Origin of the sequence: Mesorhizobium sp. M0894, from assembly GCF_040319725.1 — a bacterium.
Lineage (GTDB): Bacteria > Pseudomonadota > Alphaproteobacteria > Rhizobiales > Rhizobiaceae > Mesorhizobium.
Genome location: NZ_JAMYOG010000006.1, coordinates 1 through 15,054, shown reverse-complemented (window position 1 = coordinate 15,054; position 15,054 = coordinate 1). Strand labels below are relative to the sequence as shown.

The 15,054-nt window shown below is 63.9% G+C and carries 14 protein-coding genes; 6 read left to right on the top strand and 8 right to left on the bottom strand.

The window, feature by feature from the left end; all coding sequences use genetic code 11:
* Positions 1-50: 50 nt before the first annotated feature.
* Entirely contained in the window at positions 51-1,013 is a 963-nt protein-coding gene (gene xdhC / locus NKH91_RS13425; RefSeq protein WP_352548003.1) for a xanthine dehydrogenase accessory protein XdhC, read from the top strand.
* 9 nt (positions 1,014-1,022) lie between these two features.
* Here the strand turns inward: xdhC and dps are convergent, their stop codons facing one another.
* From dps to NKH91_RS13405, 4 genes are all read right to left on the bottom strand, one after another.
* Positions 1,023-1,511, bottom strand: a complete 489-nt coding sequence (gene dps, locus NKH91_RS13420) for a DNA starvation/stationary phase protection protein Dps (protein WP_023718076.1) — start codon at positions 1,509-1,511, stop codon at positions 1,023-1,025.
* A gap of 144 nt (positions 1,512-1,655) precedes the next feature.
* Positions 1,656-2,909 carry an LLM class flavin-dependent oxidoreductase gene (locus NKH91_RS13415; protein ID WP_352847772.1) on the bottom strand — a complete coding sequence of 418 codons (1,254 nt, stop codon included), beginning with the start codon at positions 2,907-2,909 and terminating at the stop codon, positions 1,656-1,658.
* A complete protein-coding gene (locus NKH91_RS13410; protein ID WP_352547946.1) occupies positions 2,906-3,913 on the bottom strand; it encodes an LLM class flavin-dependent oxidoreductase in 1,008 nt (335 codons plus the stop codon). The genes NKH91_RS13415 and NKH91_RS13410 overlap by 4 nt, the downstream gene beginning before the upstream one ends.
* A gap of 76 nt (positions 3,914-3,989) precedes the next feature.
* Entirely contained in the window at positions 3,990-4,910 is a 921-nt protein-coding gene (locus NKH91_RS13405; protein ID WP_023718073.1) for a LysR family transcriptional regulator, read from the bottom strand.
* 139 nt (positions 4,911-5,049) lie between these two features.
* Here NKH91_RS13405 and NKH91_RS13400 point away from each other — a divergent pair, with 139 nt between their 5' ends.
* From NKH91_RS13400 to NKH91_RS13385, 4 genes are all read left to right on the top strand, one after another.
* Positions 5,050-6,267: a urate hydroxylase PuuD gene (locus tag NKH91_RS13400; protein WP_352847775.1), complete on the top strand. Its 1,218-nt coding sequence runs from the start codon at positions 5,050-5,052 to the stop codon at positions 6,265-6,267.
* Positions 6,264-7,577 (top strand): guanine deaminase, encoded by a 1,314-nt coding sequence (gene guaD / locus NKH91_RS13395; RefSeq protein ID WP_023718071.1) that lies wholly within the window; start codon positions 6,264-6,266, stop codon positions 7,575-7,577. The genes NKH91_RS13400 and guaD overlap by 4 nt, the downstream gene beginning before the upstream one ends.
* Before the next feature lie 75 nt (positions 7,578-7,652).
* Entirely contained in the window at positions 7,653-8,159 is a 507-nt protein-coding gene (locus NKH91_RS13390; protein WP_352885425.1) for a heme-degrading domain-containing protein, read from the top strand.
* Between the two features lie 199 nt (positions 8,160-8,358).
* Positions 8,359-9,624, top strand: a complete 1,266-nt coding sequence (locus NKH91_RS13385; RefSeq protein ID WP_352789371.1) for a glycerate kinase type-2 family protein — start codon at positions 8,359-8,361, stop codon at positions 9,622-9,624.
* A gap of 1 nt (position 9,625) precedes the next feature.
* Here the strand turns inward: NKH91_RS13385 and NKH91_RS13380 are convergent, their stop codons facing one another.
* The 3 genes from NKH91_RS13380 to NKH91_RS13370 all read right to left on the bottom strand — a co-directional run bounded on the left by NKH91_RS13380 (position 9,626) and on the right by NKH91_RS13370 (position 13,253).
* Positions 9,626-10,348: a UdgX family uracil-DNA binding protein gene (locus NKH91_RS13380; protein WP_280940411.1), complete on the bottom strand. Its 723-nt coding sequence runs from the start codon at positions 10,346-10,348 to the stop codon at positions 9,626-9,628.
* 86 nt (positions 10,349-10,434) lie between these two features.
* The gene (locus NKH91_RS13375; RefSeq protein WP_352547943.1) at positions 10,435-11,856 is read right to left on the bottom strand and encodes a glutamine synthetase family protein; all 1,422 of its coding nucleotides are present in this window, start codon (positions 11,854-11,856) and stop codon (positions 10,435-10,437) included.
* Between the two features lie 14 nt (positions 11,857-11,870).
* Positions 11,871-13,253 carry an aspartate aminotransferase family protein gene (locus NKH91_RS13370; protein ID WP_352847778.1) on the bottom strand — a complete coding sequence of 461 codons (1,383 nt, stop codon included), beginning with the start codon at positions 13,251-13,253 and terminating at the stop codon, positions 11,871-11,873.
* A gap of 89 nt (positions 13,254-13,342) precedes the next feature.
* Between NKH91_RS13370 and NKH91_RS13365 the strand changes: the two genes are divergently transcribed.
* The gene (locus NKH91_RS13365) at positions 13,343-13,864 is read left to right on the top strand and encodes a hypothetical protein (RefSeq protein ID WP_352640555.1); all 522 of its coding nucleotides are present in this window, start codon (positions 13,343-13,345) and stop codon (positions 13,862-13,864) included.
* A 4-nt stretch (positions 13,865-13,868) separates the two neighbouring features.
* On the opposite strand, the gene NKH91_RS13360 is transcribed toward NKH91_RS13365, so the two are convergent.
* Entirely contained in the window at positions 13,869-14,843 is a 975-nt protein-coding gene (locus NKH91_RS13360; RefSeq protein ID WP_352847780.1) for a WD40 repeat domain-containing protein, read from the bottom strand.
* Positions 14,844-15,054 lie beyond the last annotated feature (211 nt).

Below are 15,054 nucleotides of genomic sequence, written 5' to 3'. Positions count from 1 at the left end.
GTGCAATTCAGGCCGAAAAACTCTATATTTCCCAACAGGGAACGCGAATGATGAACGCGAAAATGCAGAGCCTGAAAGCCTTTCTTGCCGGTGCCTGCCGGGTCGCCTTGGTTGAGGTGGCCGGGACAAAAGGCTCGACGCCGCGCGAGAGGGGTGCCTTCATGCTCGTCTCAGGATCGGCCACTTTCGGCACGATCGGCGGCGGCCAGCTCGAATATATGGCGATCGACAAAGCGCGGCAGATGCTTGGTCGATCGGCCTCAGGTTCTGGCGAATCTGTCGAGGCTGGCGCCGCCCCTCATCCGCCTGCCGGCCCCTTCTCCCCGTATAGTTACGGGGAGAAGGGGGCTGGCCGCAACGCTGTCGCGACGCTCGACGTCGCGCTCGGCCCGGAGATCGGGCAGTGCTGCGGCGGCAGGGTCGAGGTGCTGATCCGGCTGGTTGACGCCGCGCTTGAGGCCAAGTTGGTCGCGGCGGCGGAAGCCGAGGAGGCGCAGCTGCCGCATGTCTACATCTTCGGCGGCGGCCATGTCGGCCATGCGCTGGCCTCGGCGGTGGCTTTGCTGCCGGTGCATGTCGTCATTGCCGAGACGCGAGCCGAAGCGCTGGAGGGCATGCCAGACACGGTCGAAACCTGTTTGACGCCGATGCCTGAGGCGACGGTGCGCGAAGCCCCGGCTGGATCCGCCTTCGTCGTCCTTACCCATGACCACGCGCTGGATTTCCTGATCGTCGCCGAGGCGCTGAAACGCCGGGATGCCGCCTATGTCGGCATGATAGGCTCCAGAACCAAGAAGGCGACGTTTCGGAACTGGTTCCTTAAGTCGGCGGACGGAAGCGAGGCGGAATTTGACCGCCTCGTCTCGCCGATCGGCGGCGATGCCGTCAAGGACAAGCGCCCGCAAGTGATCGCCGCACTCGCCGCAGCCGAGATCATGACGGCGTTGGCCGCCCACGCGATAGAACCGGCAGCTCCGTCCAAAGCACGTCGTGGCAAGGCGATGGCGGGCTGACGTTTCCTTCTATTCCTGTTCCTGCGTGTGTGCCTCGAGGAACCACAGCAATTTGTCGAGCGAGCGTGAATAGGCGGTGAAGATGTCGGCGGTGTCGGCGTCGCCCGCTCCCGCCGCTTCGTCGATCGCCGCGCGTGCCCGCTTGGCGGTCGCGGCATAGCGGTCGATCAGCGCCGCCAGATGATCTCGGGTCTTGTGGATGTCGGTCGGATAGGCCTCGAGCATAGTCGCCTTCGACACCTCCTGCGATGTGCCGAGCGCCGTGCCGCCGAGCTGTACGGCGCGCTCGGCAATGGTGTCGACATGTCCGTCGATCTCCTCGCGAAACGTGTCGAGCATCTCATGGATGGCGATGAATTGCGGCCCCTTGACGTTCCAGTGCGCCTGCTTGGTGATCAAGGCCAGATCTATGGCGTCGGCGAGGCGGGCGTTGAGAAGATCGATACACTCTTTCTTGGCATTGGATTGCAGGTCGTTGCGGGTGGCGATGGCATCCATGATCGGCTCCTGTGGCGGTTGCGTCCGCGTGGTTTGAAGAGGGCGAAGTTTGTGGAAGGTCAATCGAGCATGCGCGCAGACGCCCTCATCGCCGCGGCACAGCATCCCAAAACGGCGATCTCCGACTTTCGTTCCGCTCTTCGTTTACGCCGGCCTTTTCAAGCCCAGATGGTCGCGCAGCGTGCTGCCGTCATAATCCGTACGGAACAGACCGCGCCGCTGCAGCTCCGGCACGACAAGCGTGGCAAAGGCATCGAGTTCGCCGGGAAAATAGGATGGCATCACGTTGAAACCGTCTGCCGCGCCGCCCTCGAAGCGTGCTGCGAGCTGGTCGGCGATCTGGGCCGGAGTTCCGACGACGCGCCAATGGCCGCGCGCGCCGGCGAAATGACGGGCAAGCTGGCGAATGGACAGGTTGTCGCGGCGCGATTGCTCGATGACGAGCGCCTGCCGGCTCTGCATGCCTTCGCTGGCCGGCAGCTGCGGCAGCGGTCCGTCGATGGGATAGCGCGAGAGATCGGATATGCTGAGATAGCTGGAAAGCAGCGCAACGCCGACATCGTCCGGTATCAGCTCCTGCAGTTCATCATGTTTTGCCCGGGCTTCCGCTTCGCTTGCCGCGACGACCGGCGCCACCCCAGGCATGATCTTGAGGTCGTCCGGCTTGCGCCTATAGGCAGCCAGCCGTCCCTTGAGGTCGTCGTAGAAGGCCTTCGCTTCCTCGAATGTCTGCGCCGCCGTAAAGACCACGTCGGCGGTCCGGGCGGCGAGGTCACGACCCTCGTCCGACGCTCCCGCTTGCACCATGACCGGTGCACCTTGTGGCGAGCGCGGCAGATCGAGCGGGTCACGCACCGAAAAACTTCTGCCTTCGTGTCCACCCTGGCCTCGCCAAAGGCCGGCAACCACGGCAGCGAATTCGCGCGCCCGCCCGTAACGGTCCGCATGCGGGCGCAGACCGGTCGAGCCGAAATTGGCGGCCTCGATCTGGCTGGCCGAAGTGACAAGGTTCCAGCCGGCACGCCCGCCGCTCAGATGGTCGAGCGACAGGAAGGTCCGCGCCAGCCCGTAAGGCTCGTTGTAACTCGTCGATGCCGTGGAGACGAGGCCGATGCGCTCCGTCTGCACCGCGAGCGCCGCAAGCAGGCTGATCGGCTCGAAGCCAATCGAGCGCGACGTTTGGCTGGCGATGTCGACATTGGCCTCGCGCACACCGGCGGCGTCCTCGCAGAAGATCATGTCGAACTTCGCCGCTTCCGCCGTCCGCGCCAGCTGGATGTAATGATCGATGTCGATGCCAGCCGTGACATGCGCCTGCGGATGGCGCCAGGCGGCGATGTGGTGGCCTGTCGCCCATAGGAAGGCGCCGAGCTTCATCTGGCCTCGACCGGCGCTCATTGCCGATCCTCCCCTGCAAGCCCGAGATGGGCCCGCAGTGTCGCCGCGCTGTAGCCGGACCGGACAAGGCCGCGGCGGCGAAGCTCCGGCAGCACGAGACCGATGAAATCGTCGAGCGCCGACGTGAGCGGCACGGCGATGTTGAAACCGTCGCAGGCTTTCGAGCGAAAGCACTCTTCGAGCCTATCCGCAAACAAATCCGGCATGGCGGCCATCTCGCCATCCGTGACAACATTCATCAGCACCTTCAGCCCCTCCGGCCTGCGCCCGAAGGCAAGCGCACGGCGCTTCAGATCGTCAGCCCAGTCGATCGATCGCTGGTCTAGCAGGACAACATCGGCGGTGCGGGCGGCGATATCCATGTCGGGCTCGGACAGGCCGGACATGACCAGCACCGGCGTGTCCTGCGGCGACCGCGCCACGTTGAGCGGCCCGCGCACAGAAAAATATTCGCCCCTGTGGTCGAGAAGGTGCATCTTCTCGGGATCGAAGAAGCGGCCGCCACTTTTGTCGAACAGAAGCGCGTCTGCGTCCCAGCCTTTCCACAAGCCTTGCACGATGCCGACGAATTCCTCGGCGCGCAGGCGGAATGCGTCGCCGGAAAACCCTTCCGGTCGGCTGAAATTGGCCGCCTCGCGCGGGTCGGGCATCATGCTGGCGTTCCAGCCGGCGCGGCCATGGCTGATAATGTCGAGCGAAGCGAAACGGCGCGCGAGATTATAGGGCTGGTGGGCGACCATTGACGCCGCGGCGATGAGACCGATCCTGCTTGTCACCGTCGCCAGCGCTGCCAGCAAGGTCGTTGCTTCGAAGCGCATTTGCCGGTTCGGTCCGCCTGCAACCGGCGCGGAATCGGCGAGCAACACCATATCCAGGCCGGCCGCTTCGGCTTTTTGCACGGACCGCGTCAGCAGACTGAAATCCGGAACGACGTCGGACGGAGAGGAGGGAGCAGTTTCCGGAGCTAGTGAAACGGCTAGATGCATTGTGGCGCCGCTGGCCATCGGTCTTCCCTGGTGAGTGAGATTCCATAAGAAATATCTTCGCCGGCTGGACGGAAAGCAACCGGCCAGCCGGCGATCATTTGCCGGCCAGAATATCCCTGATCAGCCGCTGGCAGCGCTCGGCCATGAAGTCGAGCAGCAGCCGCACCTTCGGATCCTGCAGCTTCTTATGCGGGTAGACGGCGGCGAATTGCACCGGCGTCGGCGGCGTTTTGCTCAGGATCACCTTCAGCCGCTGGTCGCGGATAAACGGCTCGACCTCGAAGCGCGGCTTGTTGATGATGCCGCGGCCGGACAGCGCCCAGCCGGTCAGCACGTCGCCGTCATCGGTATCGTAGGGGCCGTGCACTTCGAACTTTTGCGGCCCGTTCCGCGTCTGCAGGGTCCAGACATATTCGCGCGCGCCGGAATAGCGCAGCATCAGGCAATCGTGCTTCTTGCCGATCAACTCGCTCGGCTCGCTCGGCTCGCCGCGCGCCTCCAGATATTGCGGAGCCGCCACCAGCACTCGCTCGCAGTCCATGATGCCGCGCATCCTGAGGCTGGAATCCTCGATGATGCCCAGCCGGAACGCAACGTCGATGCCTTCCTTCATGATATCGACATTGTGGTCGGAAAGCCGGAGCCGCACCTCGATATCTGGGTATCTGTCGTGGAAATCCGGGATGCCGGATGCCACCAGTCTCCGCCCGAGGCCGAGCGGCGCTGTCACCTTTATGGTGCCGCGCGGCTGGCCGGATAACGCGCTGACCGCAGCTTCGGCCTCGGTGACCGCCTCGAGCACCTGCTTGGCGCCGGAATAGAACACCGTGCCGTGCTCGGTCGGCATCAACTGCCGCGTCGTGCGGTTGAACAGCCTGACACCGAGATGCTTCTCGAGCTCCTTGATCCGGTTGGAAGCGACCGCCGGCGAAATGCGCATGTCGCGCCCAGCCGCCGACAAATTGCCGAGTTCGACGACGCGAACAAAAACGGCGATGTTATCGAGATAGGCCATGCGGCTTTCGGGGCTCTCATGTGGCTGCGTATGATCAGCCTAGTATTTTCCAATTTTTTTTGAAAGTCATCGTGCACCTCAGCCCTTTCCGTTTGCGCTCCAGTCCGTAAAGTCAGTCGATCGGCAGGGACGATTTTTCATGATGGATTTCGCGATATTCTGGGATTGGCTGAGTTTCGCCGTGCGCTGGCTGCACGTCGTCACCGGCATCGCCTGGATCGGCTCGTCCTTTTATTTCGTCGCGCTCGACCTCGGCCTGCGCCAACGCCCGGGCATGCCTGCAGGCGCTTTCGGCGAGGAATGGCAGGTGCATGGCGGCGGCTTCTACCACGTGCAGAAATATCTGGTGGCACCGGCCGAAATGCCCGAGCACCTGACCTGGTTCAAGTGGGAATCCTACGCCACCTGGCTGTCAGGCTTCGCGATGCTGTGCGTGGTCTATTATGCCGGGGCGGACCTGTTCCTGATCGATCCGAATGTGCTTGCCATGTCGGTGCCTACAGGCATCTTGCTGTCGCTGGCGACGATCGGCGTCGGCTGGGTGGTCTACGATCTCCTGTGCCGTTCGCCGCTCGGCAACAGCGACACCGGCCTGATGCTGGTGCTGTATGGGGTGCTGGTATTCATGGCCTGGGGACTGACCCACCTGTTCACCGGCCGCGCCGCGTTCCTGCATCTTGGCGCCATCACCGCGACGATCATGTCGGCCAACGTCTTCATGGTCATCATCCCCAACCAGAAGATCGTCGTCGCCGACCTGATCGCCGGCCGTAAGCCCGATCCGAAATACGGCAAGATCGCCAAGCAGCGCTCGCTGCACAACAACTACCTGACGCTGCCCGTTTTGTTCCTGATGCTGTCGAACCATTATCCGCTGGCGTTCGGGACAGAGTTCAACTGGGTCATCGCCTCGCTGGTGTTCATCATCGGCGTGCTGATCCGGCACTATTTCAACACCAGGCATGCCCGCAAAGGCAATCCGACCTGGACCTGGCTGGCGGCGGCCGTGCTGTTCTTGGTCATCATCTGGCTGTCGACGGTGCCGAAGTTGCTGACCGGCGAGGCGAAGGCGTCGGCGGCGGCCCAGGTCTACGTTGCCTCGGCGCATTTCCCTGCCGTGCGCGATACGGTGCTTGGCCGCTGTTCGATGTGCCACGCCGCGGAGCCGTCCTACGAGGGCATCTACCACGCGCCGAAGGGCGTGATGCTCGACACCGATGCCGGCATCGCCGAGCACGCCGGCGAGATCTACCTGCAGGCCGGCCGCAGCCACGCCATGCCGCCCGCCAACATCACCCAGATCACCGACAAGGAACGGGCGCTGCTGGTGGCATGGTTCGAAGGCGCAAGGAAATGACCAGCACGCTCCTGCGCGGCCGCACGCTGTCGTTTTTGCGCTGGCCCGAAACCGTCGACGACCATTCCGCCTGGCGCTACGAGCAAGATGGCGGCCTGCTGCTCCGCGATGGTAGGATCATTGCCGCCGGCGCCTATGCCGAGGTCGAGAAAAAGGCGGGCGAGGGAACAAGAAAGGTCGACCATCGGCCGCATCTGCTGCTGCCCGGGTTCATCGATGCGCACGCGCATTTTCCGCAGATGCAGGTCATCGCTTCCTTCGGCGCCGAGCTGCTCGACTGGCTGAACACCTACACTTTTCCGGAAGAGACAAAATTCGGGAACGCTCAGCATGGCCGCCGTATCGCCAGGCTGTTCCTGGATGAAGTATTGCGTCATGGCACGACGACTGTCGCCGCCTATTGCTCGGTACACAAGGAATCGGCCGAGGCGTTCTTTGCCGAGTCGCATGACCGCAACATGCTCAACATCGCCGGCAAGGTGATGATGGACCGCAACGCGCCGGACGGCGTGCTCGACACGCCGCAATCGGGTTATGACGACAGCAAGGCGCTGATCGAGGAGTGGCACGGCAAGGGGCGCCAGCACTATGCCATCACCCCGCGCTTCGCCATCACCTCGTCACCCGAGCAATTGGAAACGGCGGGCGCGCTCTGCCGCGAATATCCGCAATTGCATATGCAGACGCATCTGTCGGAAAACCACGCCGAGATCGCCTTCACGCAGCAGCTTCATCCGCAGGCGCGCGACTATACCGATGTTTATGAGCATTACGGGCTGCTCGGGCGCAGAAGCCTGTTCGGCCATTGCATCCATCTGTCGGAACGCGAGGCGGATGCGCTTTCCGATAGCGGCTCGGTGGCGGTGTTCTGCCCGACCTCCAACCTGTTTCTCGGCTCGGGCCTGTTCGATTATCAGCGCTATCGCCGCCGCGAGAAGCCGCTCCGCATCGCCGCCGCCACCGATGTCGGCGGTGGCACCAACTATTCGATGCTGCGCACCATGGACGAGGGCTACAAGGTGATCGCGCTGAATGGCGAGAAGCTCAATCCGTTTCAGTCATTCTGGCAACTGACCCGCGGCAATGCTGAGGCGCTGTCGCTTGTGGAAAAGATCGGCACTCTGGAGGAAGGCAGCGACGCCGATATCGTCGTGCTCGACGCCCGCGCCACGCCGGCGATGCGGCTGCGGGTGGAGACGGCGGACACGCTCGCCGAGGAATTGTTTCTGCTGCAGACGCTCGGCGACGACCGCGCCGTGCACGAGGTCTATGTCGCCGGTCGGGCAGCTAAGGCGGACATGGCGACCTAGCTGGTCCCGGCGTCCCGGCTTGACCGAACGGCAGCCATCGGCCAAAGCGTGCGGCGAGATTGACAGGGGAACGACATGGCCGTTGCGGACGACATCGCTCTGATCAAGAAACGGGAAGCCGCGCTTGTTTTCTCCGCCTTCGACGAGGCTGTCGCTTTCGAGATCGGCTCGGCGATCCGCGACCGGGCTTTGACCGAGAACCTGCCGATCATCATCGATATCAGAACCTTCGATCGGCCGCTGTTCTATGCGGCAATGCCCGGCTCGAACGCTTCCAATCCGGACTGGGCGCGGCGCAAGATCAACGTCGTGCGGCGATTCCTGAAAAGCACCTACCGCATGGTGCTAGAGCAGCAGCGCCCCGACCGCAGCTTCAAGCCTGGCGAGGGGCTGGACATTGTCGACTACGTGCTGGCCGGCGGCGGCTTTCCCATCACTGTCAAGGGCGCCGGTGTCATCGGCGTGATCGCCGTCTCGGGCCTGCCGGAGCGTGAGGACCATGGCGTGGTCGTCGATGCGCTGTGTAGCTACTTGGGCGTCGATAGCCAGGAGTTGGTCCTGCCGCCGGAAGCAACATCGTGACGTTGGCGCCGCCCCTCATCCGCCTGCCGGCACCTTCTCCCCGTGTAGCGACGGGGAGAAGGGAAGCGCTCCAACGCTGGCGTGTCCAGTTGATAGATGGGTGGCGACCCCCTCTCCCCGTCTCTAGACGGGGAGAGGGTAAGGGTGAGGGGCAGCGCAGACGCCGCAGAAGTTCGCAGAACGTCGGTGGCAGCTCAGTATGACCATTCTCGACCCGAAATCCTTCCTTATATCCATCTTCAACGCCGCCGTTGCCGCCGCCGATCCCCAGAGGACGATCAAGAATCATTTGCCGGCAAGGCCGAAGGGCCGCACGATCGTCATCGGTGCAGGAAAAGGCTCGGCGCAGATGGCGGCTGCTTTCGAGGAAGCGTGGGACGGGCCGATCGAAGGGCTGGTCGTCACCCGCTACGGCTATGGCGCGGTCTGCCGGCGCATCGAGATCATCGAGGCGGCGCATCCGGTGCCGGATGCCGCCGGGCTGGAAGCTTCGCGGCGGCTGCTCGAAAAAGTCCAGGGACTGACTGCGGACGACCTTGTCGTGGCGCTCATTTCCGGCGGCGGCTCGGCGCTGCTGCCGTCACCCGCCGAAGGTCTGACGCTGGCCGATGAGATCGCCGTCAACGAGGCGCTGCTCGCCTCCGGTGCGCCGATCACCGCGATGAACACGATCCGTAAGCACCTTTCCACCATCAAGGGCGGCAGGCTGGCGGCCGCCGCATATCCGGCCAAGGTGGTCTCGCTGGTGGTATCAGACATTCCGGGCGACAATCCGGCTCTGGTCGCTTCTGGTCCGACCGTGCCGGACATAGGCAGCCGTGAGGACGCACTGGCGTCGATCGCTGCCTATGGCATGAAGCTGCCGGCTTCGGTCATGGCGCATATCAAGTCGCCGGCGGCCGATGCGCCACGTCCGGACGATCCGCGTTTTATCCGCAACGAGGTGCATCTGATCGCTTCGGCCGGCGTCTCGCTGGAAGCAGCAGCGGCCGAAGCGAAGCGCCGAGGTATTCAGGCCGTCATTCTCTCCGATTCCATCGAGGGCGAGGCACGCGAGGTCGGTGGCATCCACGCCGCAATCGCGCGCGAGGTGGCGACGCGCAGCCGGCCATTTGCAAAGCCGGTGCTGATCCTGTCGGGCGGCGAGACGACGGTGACCCTGCGCGCGAAAGGCAAAGGCGGCCGTAACTCGGAATTCCTGCTCGCCTTCGCCATCGGCATCACCGGCATGGCGGGCGTGCACGCACTGGCCGCCGACACCGACGGCATTGACGGTTCGGAAGACAATGCCGGCGCCTTCGCCGACGGCTCGACAGTTTCGCGGATGCGCGCGGCGGGCGTCGATGCCAAGGCCATGCTTGCCGGCAACAACGCCTGGACGGCATTCAATGCCGTAGATGACCTTTTCGTACCCGGTCCGACCGGCACAAACATCAACGATCTCCGGGCGATATTGATCAAATAGCTCAGGCCGCCATCAGCCTTTTCACCGCTCTCATATCCTGCAGGAACCGCTCGCGTTCGGCCCGCTTGTCCGCCGGCTCGCGAATGCGCAGAATGAAGGACGGGTGGATGGTGACGAAGACACGCAAGCCATCGTCGCGCTCCACTACCGCCCCGCGCATCTTCATGATCGGCACCACCTTGCCGAGCAGCGCCTGCGCTGCAGTGGCGCCGAGTGCCACCGCCAGGTTGGGCTTGATCAGATCGATCTCTTTGTCCAGCCACCAGCGGCAAGCCTGCACCTCGCCGGCATTCGGCTTGGAGTGGATGCGCCGCTTGCCGCGCGGCTCGAACTTGAAATGCTTAACCGCGTTGGTGACGTAGACTTTCAGCCGATCGACGCCGGCATCATCCAGGATCGCGTCGAACACCTTCCCGGCCGGACCGACGAAAGGCTTGCCCGCCAGGTCCTCCTGGTCGCCCGGCTGTTCGCCGACGAAGATCACCTTGGCTTTATCAGGACCCTCACCGAACACGGTCTGCGTGGCATCGCGCCATAGCGGACAGCGGCGGCAGATCTTGGCCGTTTCGCGCAGTTCAGGAATCGTCCTGGCGTCGATTTCTGTCGTGTCCGGGGACTTGCTTGCAGGCAAGCCTCTCGACTGCACCTTGGCATGGTGCGGCGTCGGGGTTGTCTGCATCCTGGCGATCATGACTAAGGCGGCCTTGTTCGCTCCTGCAATCAGACACGCAATGAGCAAAGCCCGCCGAAGGTTCCGCTGAAATTATTCCGCATGGGCCTTCACCGGCAGATGGCCGACGATGTGAAGCCCTAAACCTCGTGCAGATAGAGGTGATAATCCAGTTCGCTGACCGTGCGCGCCACGCGCAGATATTCCGACTGCTTGATCGCCACGAATGTCCGGTGCAGGTCTTCGCCCAATGCGCCCTTGAGGAAGGTCGACGCCCTTGCCGCCTCGATCGCGGCACGCCAGTCGACCGGCATCGTCGTGCGCGTGACGGCGGATTCGTAGCCATTGCCGGTGGTTTCAGGGCCGGGGTCAAGACCTTCGTCGAGACCCCTAGTGATGCCGGCCAGCACCGTTGCCGCGACTAGATAAGGGTTGGCGTCGACGCCCGATGGCCGGTGCTCGATGCGGCGGTTCTTGGCATCGCCGGCTGGCACACGCAGCGCCACCGAACGGTTGTTGACGCCCCAGGTCGGCGCCACCGGCGCATAGGATTGCGATACGAAGCGCCGCCATGAATTGGCGTGCGGCGCGAACACCAGCATCGATTCCGCCATCGTCTGGATCAGTCCGCCGAGACCGCGCAGCAGCGGCAGCGACCAGCTTTCGCCGCCGGCTTCGGCAAAGACGTTCTTGCCGGCATCATCCAGCAGCGAGACATGAAAATGCATGCCAGAGCCGGCATACTTCTCGATCGGCTTGGCCATGAAGCAAGCGGTGACACCATGACGGCGTGCCTGCGCCCGCACCAGCCGCTTGAGCATGACGAGATCGTCGGCCGCCCGCATCACGTCCTTGCGGTAATTGAGCGTCAGTTCGTACTGGCCGGGCGCATATTCCGAGATGACCGTCTCGGCCGGGATGCCTTGCACCTTGGCCGCGGCATAGATGTCGGAAAACAGCGGCTCCATGCCGTGCAGATGGTCGACGGAATAGACCTCTGTCTTGGCCGAGCGGCGGCCGTCGAGCACCGCATGCGCCGGCTGCACCTTGCCTTCGGCATCGCGCTCATTGGCGAGCAGGAAGAACTCGAGCTCGAAGGCGCCGGCCGGATGCAGGCCCTTGGCCGCGAGGATATCTACCTGGCGGGCGAGCGCCAGCCGCGGGTCGGACGACATCGGCTGGCCATCGAGATGGTACATCGCCATCAACACCTGGCCGCGCGGCGGCTGGGTGCCGAACAGCGGCACCAGCGTGCCGGGGATCGGCCACGCCCGCAGGTCGCCGTCGCCGGTCGTCCAGATCAGCCCGGTCTCGTGAACATCCTCGCCGGTGATGTCGAGGCCGAGGATCGAGATCGGCATGTGCCGGCCGCCCTCGAAGATGCTCATCAACTCATGTCGGCGCACGATCTTGCCGCGCCCCACGCCATTGGCGTCGGTCAGCACGATGTCGAACGCTTCGATCTCCGGATGGGCGTCGAGAAAGGCCTGCGCCTCGGCGGGCGTCGAGCCCGAAGGGGATGCCGTGACCAGGTTCAAACTTTGCTTGGGCGCTTGTTTCATGCTGCCAGCTTGTCTCATGCCGTAAGCTTTGCCGCAACCGCGCCGAAGGCGGTGATCAGCCGGTTCACCTGGGCGGCGCGAGTTGCCGGCGAGATCAGCATCATATTGTGGAACGGTGCGATCAGCACGCCGCGATTGACCAGCGCGACATGCATCGCCGCTTCGAGCTCCGGCGCATGCGCCCTCTCGGCTTCGCCGCCATTCCTCAGCGGGCCTGGCGCGCAGATGAACTCGACGCGGGCGCCGACCCGAGCAACATGCCAGGGCAGGCGATAGCGATCGATAACGGCAGTCAGCCCGGCGTCGAGCCGCCGCGCCAGATGGTCCATATGGCTGTAGTTCTCGTCGGTCATGACGTCTTCGAGCGTGGCACGCATCGCCGCGAATTGCAGCGGATTGGCCGACAGCGTTGTCCCCATGCCGGAATAGCCGGGCTCTTTCCGGCTGATATAAGCGGCATAGCGCGCCGCAACGCCTTCGCTCATGCCCCACACACTCGCCGGTATGCCGCCGGCAATCGGCTTGCCGAGCACGAACAGGTCCGGCTCCAGCCCGTATTTGCTTGTATAGCCGCCGGGACCGGTCGAGATCGTATGCGTCTCGTCGATTAGAAGCAGCGTGCCGGTCGCACGGGTGAGACGCCGCAGGCCGTCATGAAAGCCGGCTTCGGGCAGCACCATGCAGGAATTGGTCAGCACCGGCTCGGCGATGACGCAGGCGACATCGTTGCCCTGAAGTGCGGCCTCAAGCGCCGGCAGATCGTTGAACTCGACGATATCAGTTGCCCGCGTCAGGTCGCGGAATTCGCCGGCCAGTCCCGGTCGGTTCACCGCTTTGCCGTCGACCAGCCGGACCATCGTCTCGTCGACCGAGCCATGATAGCAGCCGTTGAAGACCAGGATCTTCTCCCGGCCGGTAACGGCACGGGCAACCCGCAGCGCGAAGCGGTTGGCGTCGGTTGCCGTCGTCGCGATCTGCCACAACGGCAGACCGAAGCGCTGTTGCAGCAGCGGGCCGATGGCGAGCGCGTCCTCGGCAGGCAGCATGTAGGTCAGACCGCGTCCGGCCTGCCGGCGGATGGCGCGGGCGACCGGCGGCGGCGAATGACCGAACATCGAGCCGGTGTCGCCGAGGCAGAAATCGTCGAGCCGGTTGCCGTCGATATCTCTGATGGTGGTGCCTTTGGCCTTATCAACGAGGATCGGGAACGGCGTCGGCCAGTCGTTCATCCAGTGCATCGGCACGCCGCCGAAGAAGCCGGGCAGGCCATTGCCGATTTTCGCCATCGATTTCGGCCGCGCCTGGCGGAAGGCTTCTGCCTCGGTCTCGCGCAACTCGGCAATCCGGGCCGGGCCGATGCCGCCGATGGAGGTCTTTGAATGGTCGATGACGTTCATGGCGGCCCTCTCCGCCGCACTTTAGACAATCGGCATCCGCCACCGCAATTGGCGGGCGGCTGCCCTGTGTTGGGTCAGCGGTCATTTGAATGGAACAGGCGCTTGACCGCGAGCCGCCTTCGGGCGCCAATGGCACTTCGGCTGGAGGGGACACGATGGTGCGGGCGATCATCTGCGCGGCAACGCTGCTGTCGTCGGTTGGTGCGGCTTTGGTATCCGGCGGCATCTGGTGTTCCGCCGAGGATGCAGCCGTCAAATTTGAGGTCGATGCCGGGGTCACCAGAGGCATGGGCGGGCCGACCTTCAATTTTCGCGGCGAGCTCGAAATTCTGGGCAGGCCAGTCGGCGACAGTCTGCGCAAGACTGTGTTCGAGGATCAGAACCTCACGCAATATTGGCTCGACAACAAGGAATTGCGGCTGCTCGTCTATCGCGAACGGCAGGTCGAAAACGCCTACGACTATGTCGAACTGGCGATCCTGACCAAGGCCAGCGACGAAGGCGTCTATGACGGCCGCTATTTGCTCTCAATCTATGATGTAACGGACGATGCCGAAAAGGATGGCAAGCCGGCTGAATTGACCGGCAAAGTATCTTGCGGAGCCGACTAACGGGCTAGGCGGAAATGTCGATGACGCCGCAATCGCCGGCGGCGCTGCCGAACGCGACGCGGCGCTCTTCCTTGTCCCACATCATCGATGTGATGGCGCCCTTGCCTGGCCGGCGCAGCAGCACTTCCCTGGCGTCGGCGAAGCGCACCGCCATCACCATGCCGTCATCATACCCTACCGCCACTACATCTTGGCTCGGATGGCAGGCGACGGAGGTGACCATCGCACTGCCGCGCGTGCCGAGTTCCAGCGGCGCCTTGCCCATCGGCCCATCCTTGCCCGAAAACGGCCAGACGATCGCCGCCGGCGCGCCGGAACTCGCCAGCCATTTGCCCTTGGCGCTCCACGACAGGCTTTTGACCTTGCCGGGATAGCCGGACATCCGCATGTGCTTGCCGTCGGCGAGTTTCCAGCCATGCAGCGCGTTTTCCTGCATTGTGGTGACGACGAAGCCGCCGTCCGGCGAAAACGTGATGCCGGTGTGGGCGCCGGCCCATTCGAGCTCGACCGGCTTGCCGTCGGCGGCCGGGAAATGCAGCGTCGCGCCATTGTAGCGGGCAACGCCGAAGCGCATGCCCTTGGGCGAGAAGGCCAGCCCCTCGACCGAGCGCGGATGCGAGAATTCCCTGGTCTTGCCGTCAGCAAAACGCACATAGGCAATTTTGCCCGAAGCATAGGCAACAGCGCCTTGCGGCCCGGCGGCCACGCTGGTGATCCATTTTTTGCCTGCGGTCGCCAATTCCGCAGTATTGCCGCCTGCGGTCACGGCAAAGATCTTGCCGTCCTCACCGCCGGTGATCAGCCGGTCGTTTGCGCCATCGTGAAAGGCGGCGAGCAGCCCGTCATTGGCCTGCACCGTCTTGTGCCCATGGTCGAGCCGATGGATTGTGCCGTCGGCCAGCGCGAAATGCGGCACGTCGCCAAGGAACACGGCGGCGAGGCAGTGGCCTTCGAGATCGAGCGGGGCGACTGTCGGCATGAGAGACCATTCCGTTCGAGATTTCTGCTGCCCCACCCTTAAGAGGTTGAGCTGCGGGTCTCAACCCGTGCTTCGGATCGTCGTGAGGAGAGAGCGCCAGCGTTGCGGGCGCCCCTTCTCCCACAAGGGACCTGTTGCGCAGTCATGAGCAAAAGCTTGCGGCGGCGGGGTTGCGGCGGTTGTTCGCTTGTTTGCGGGGGATTTGACGTCT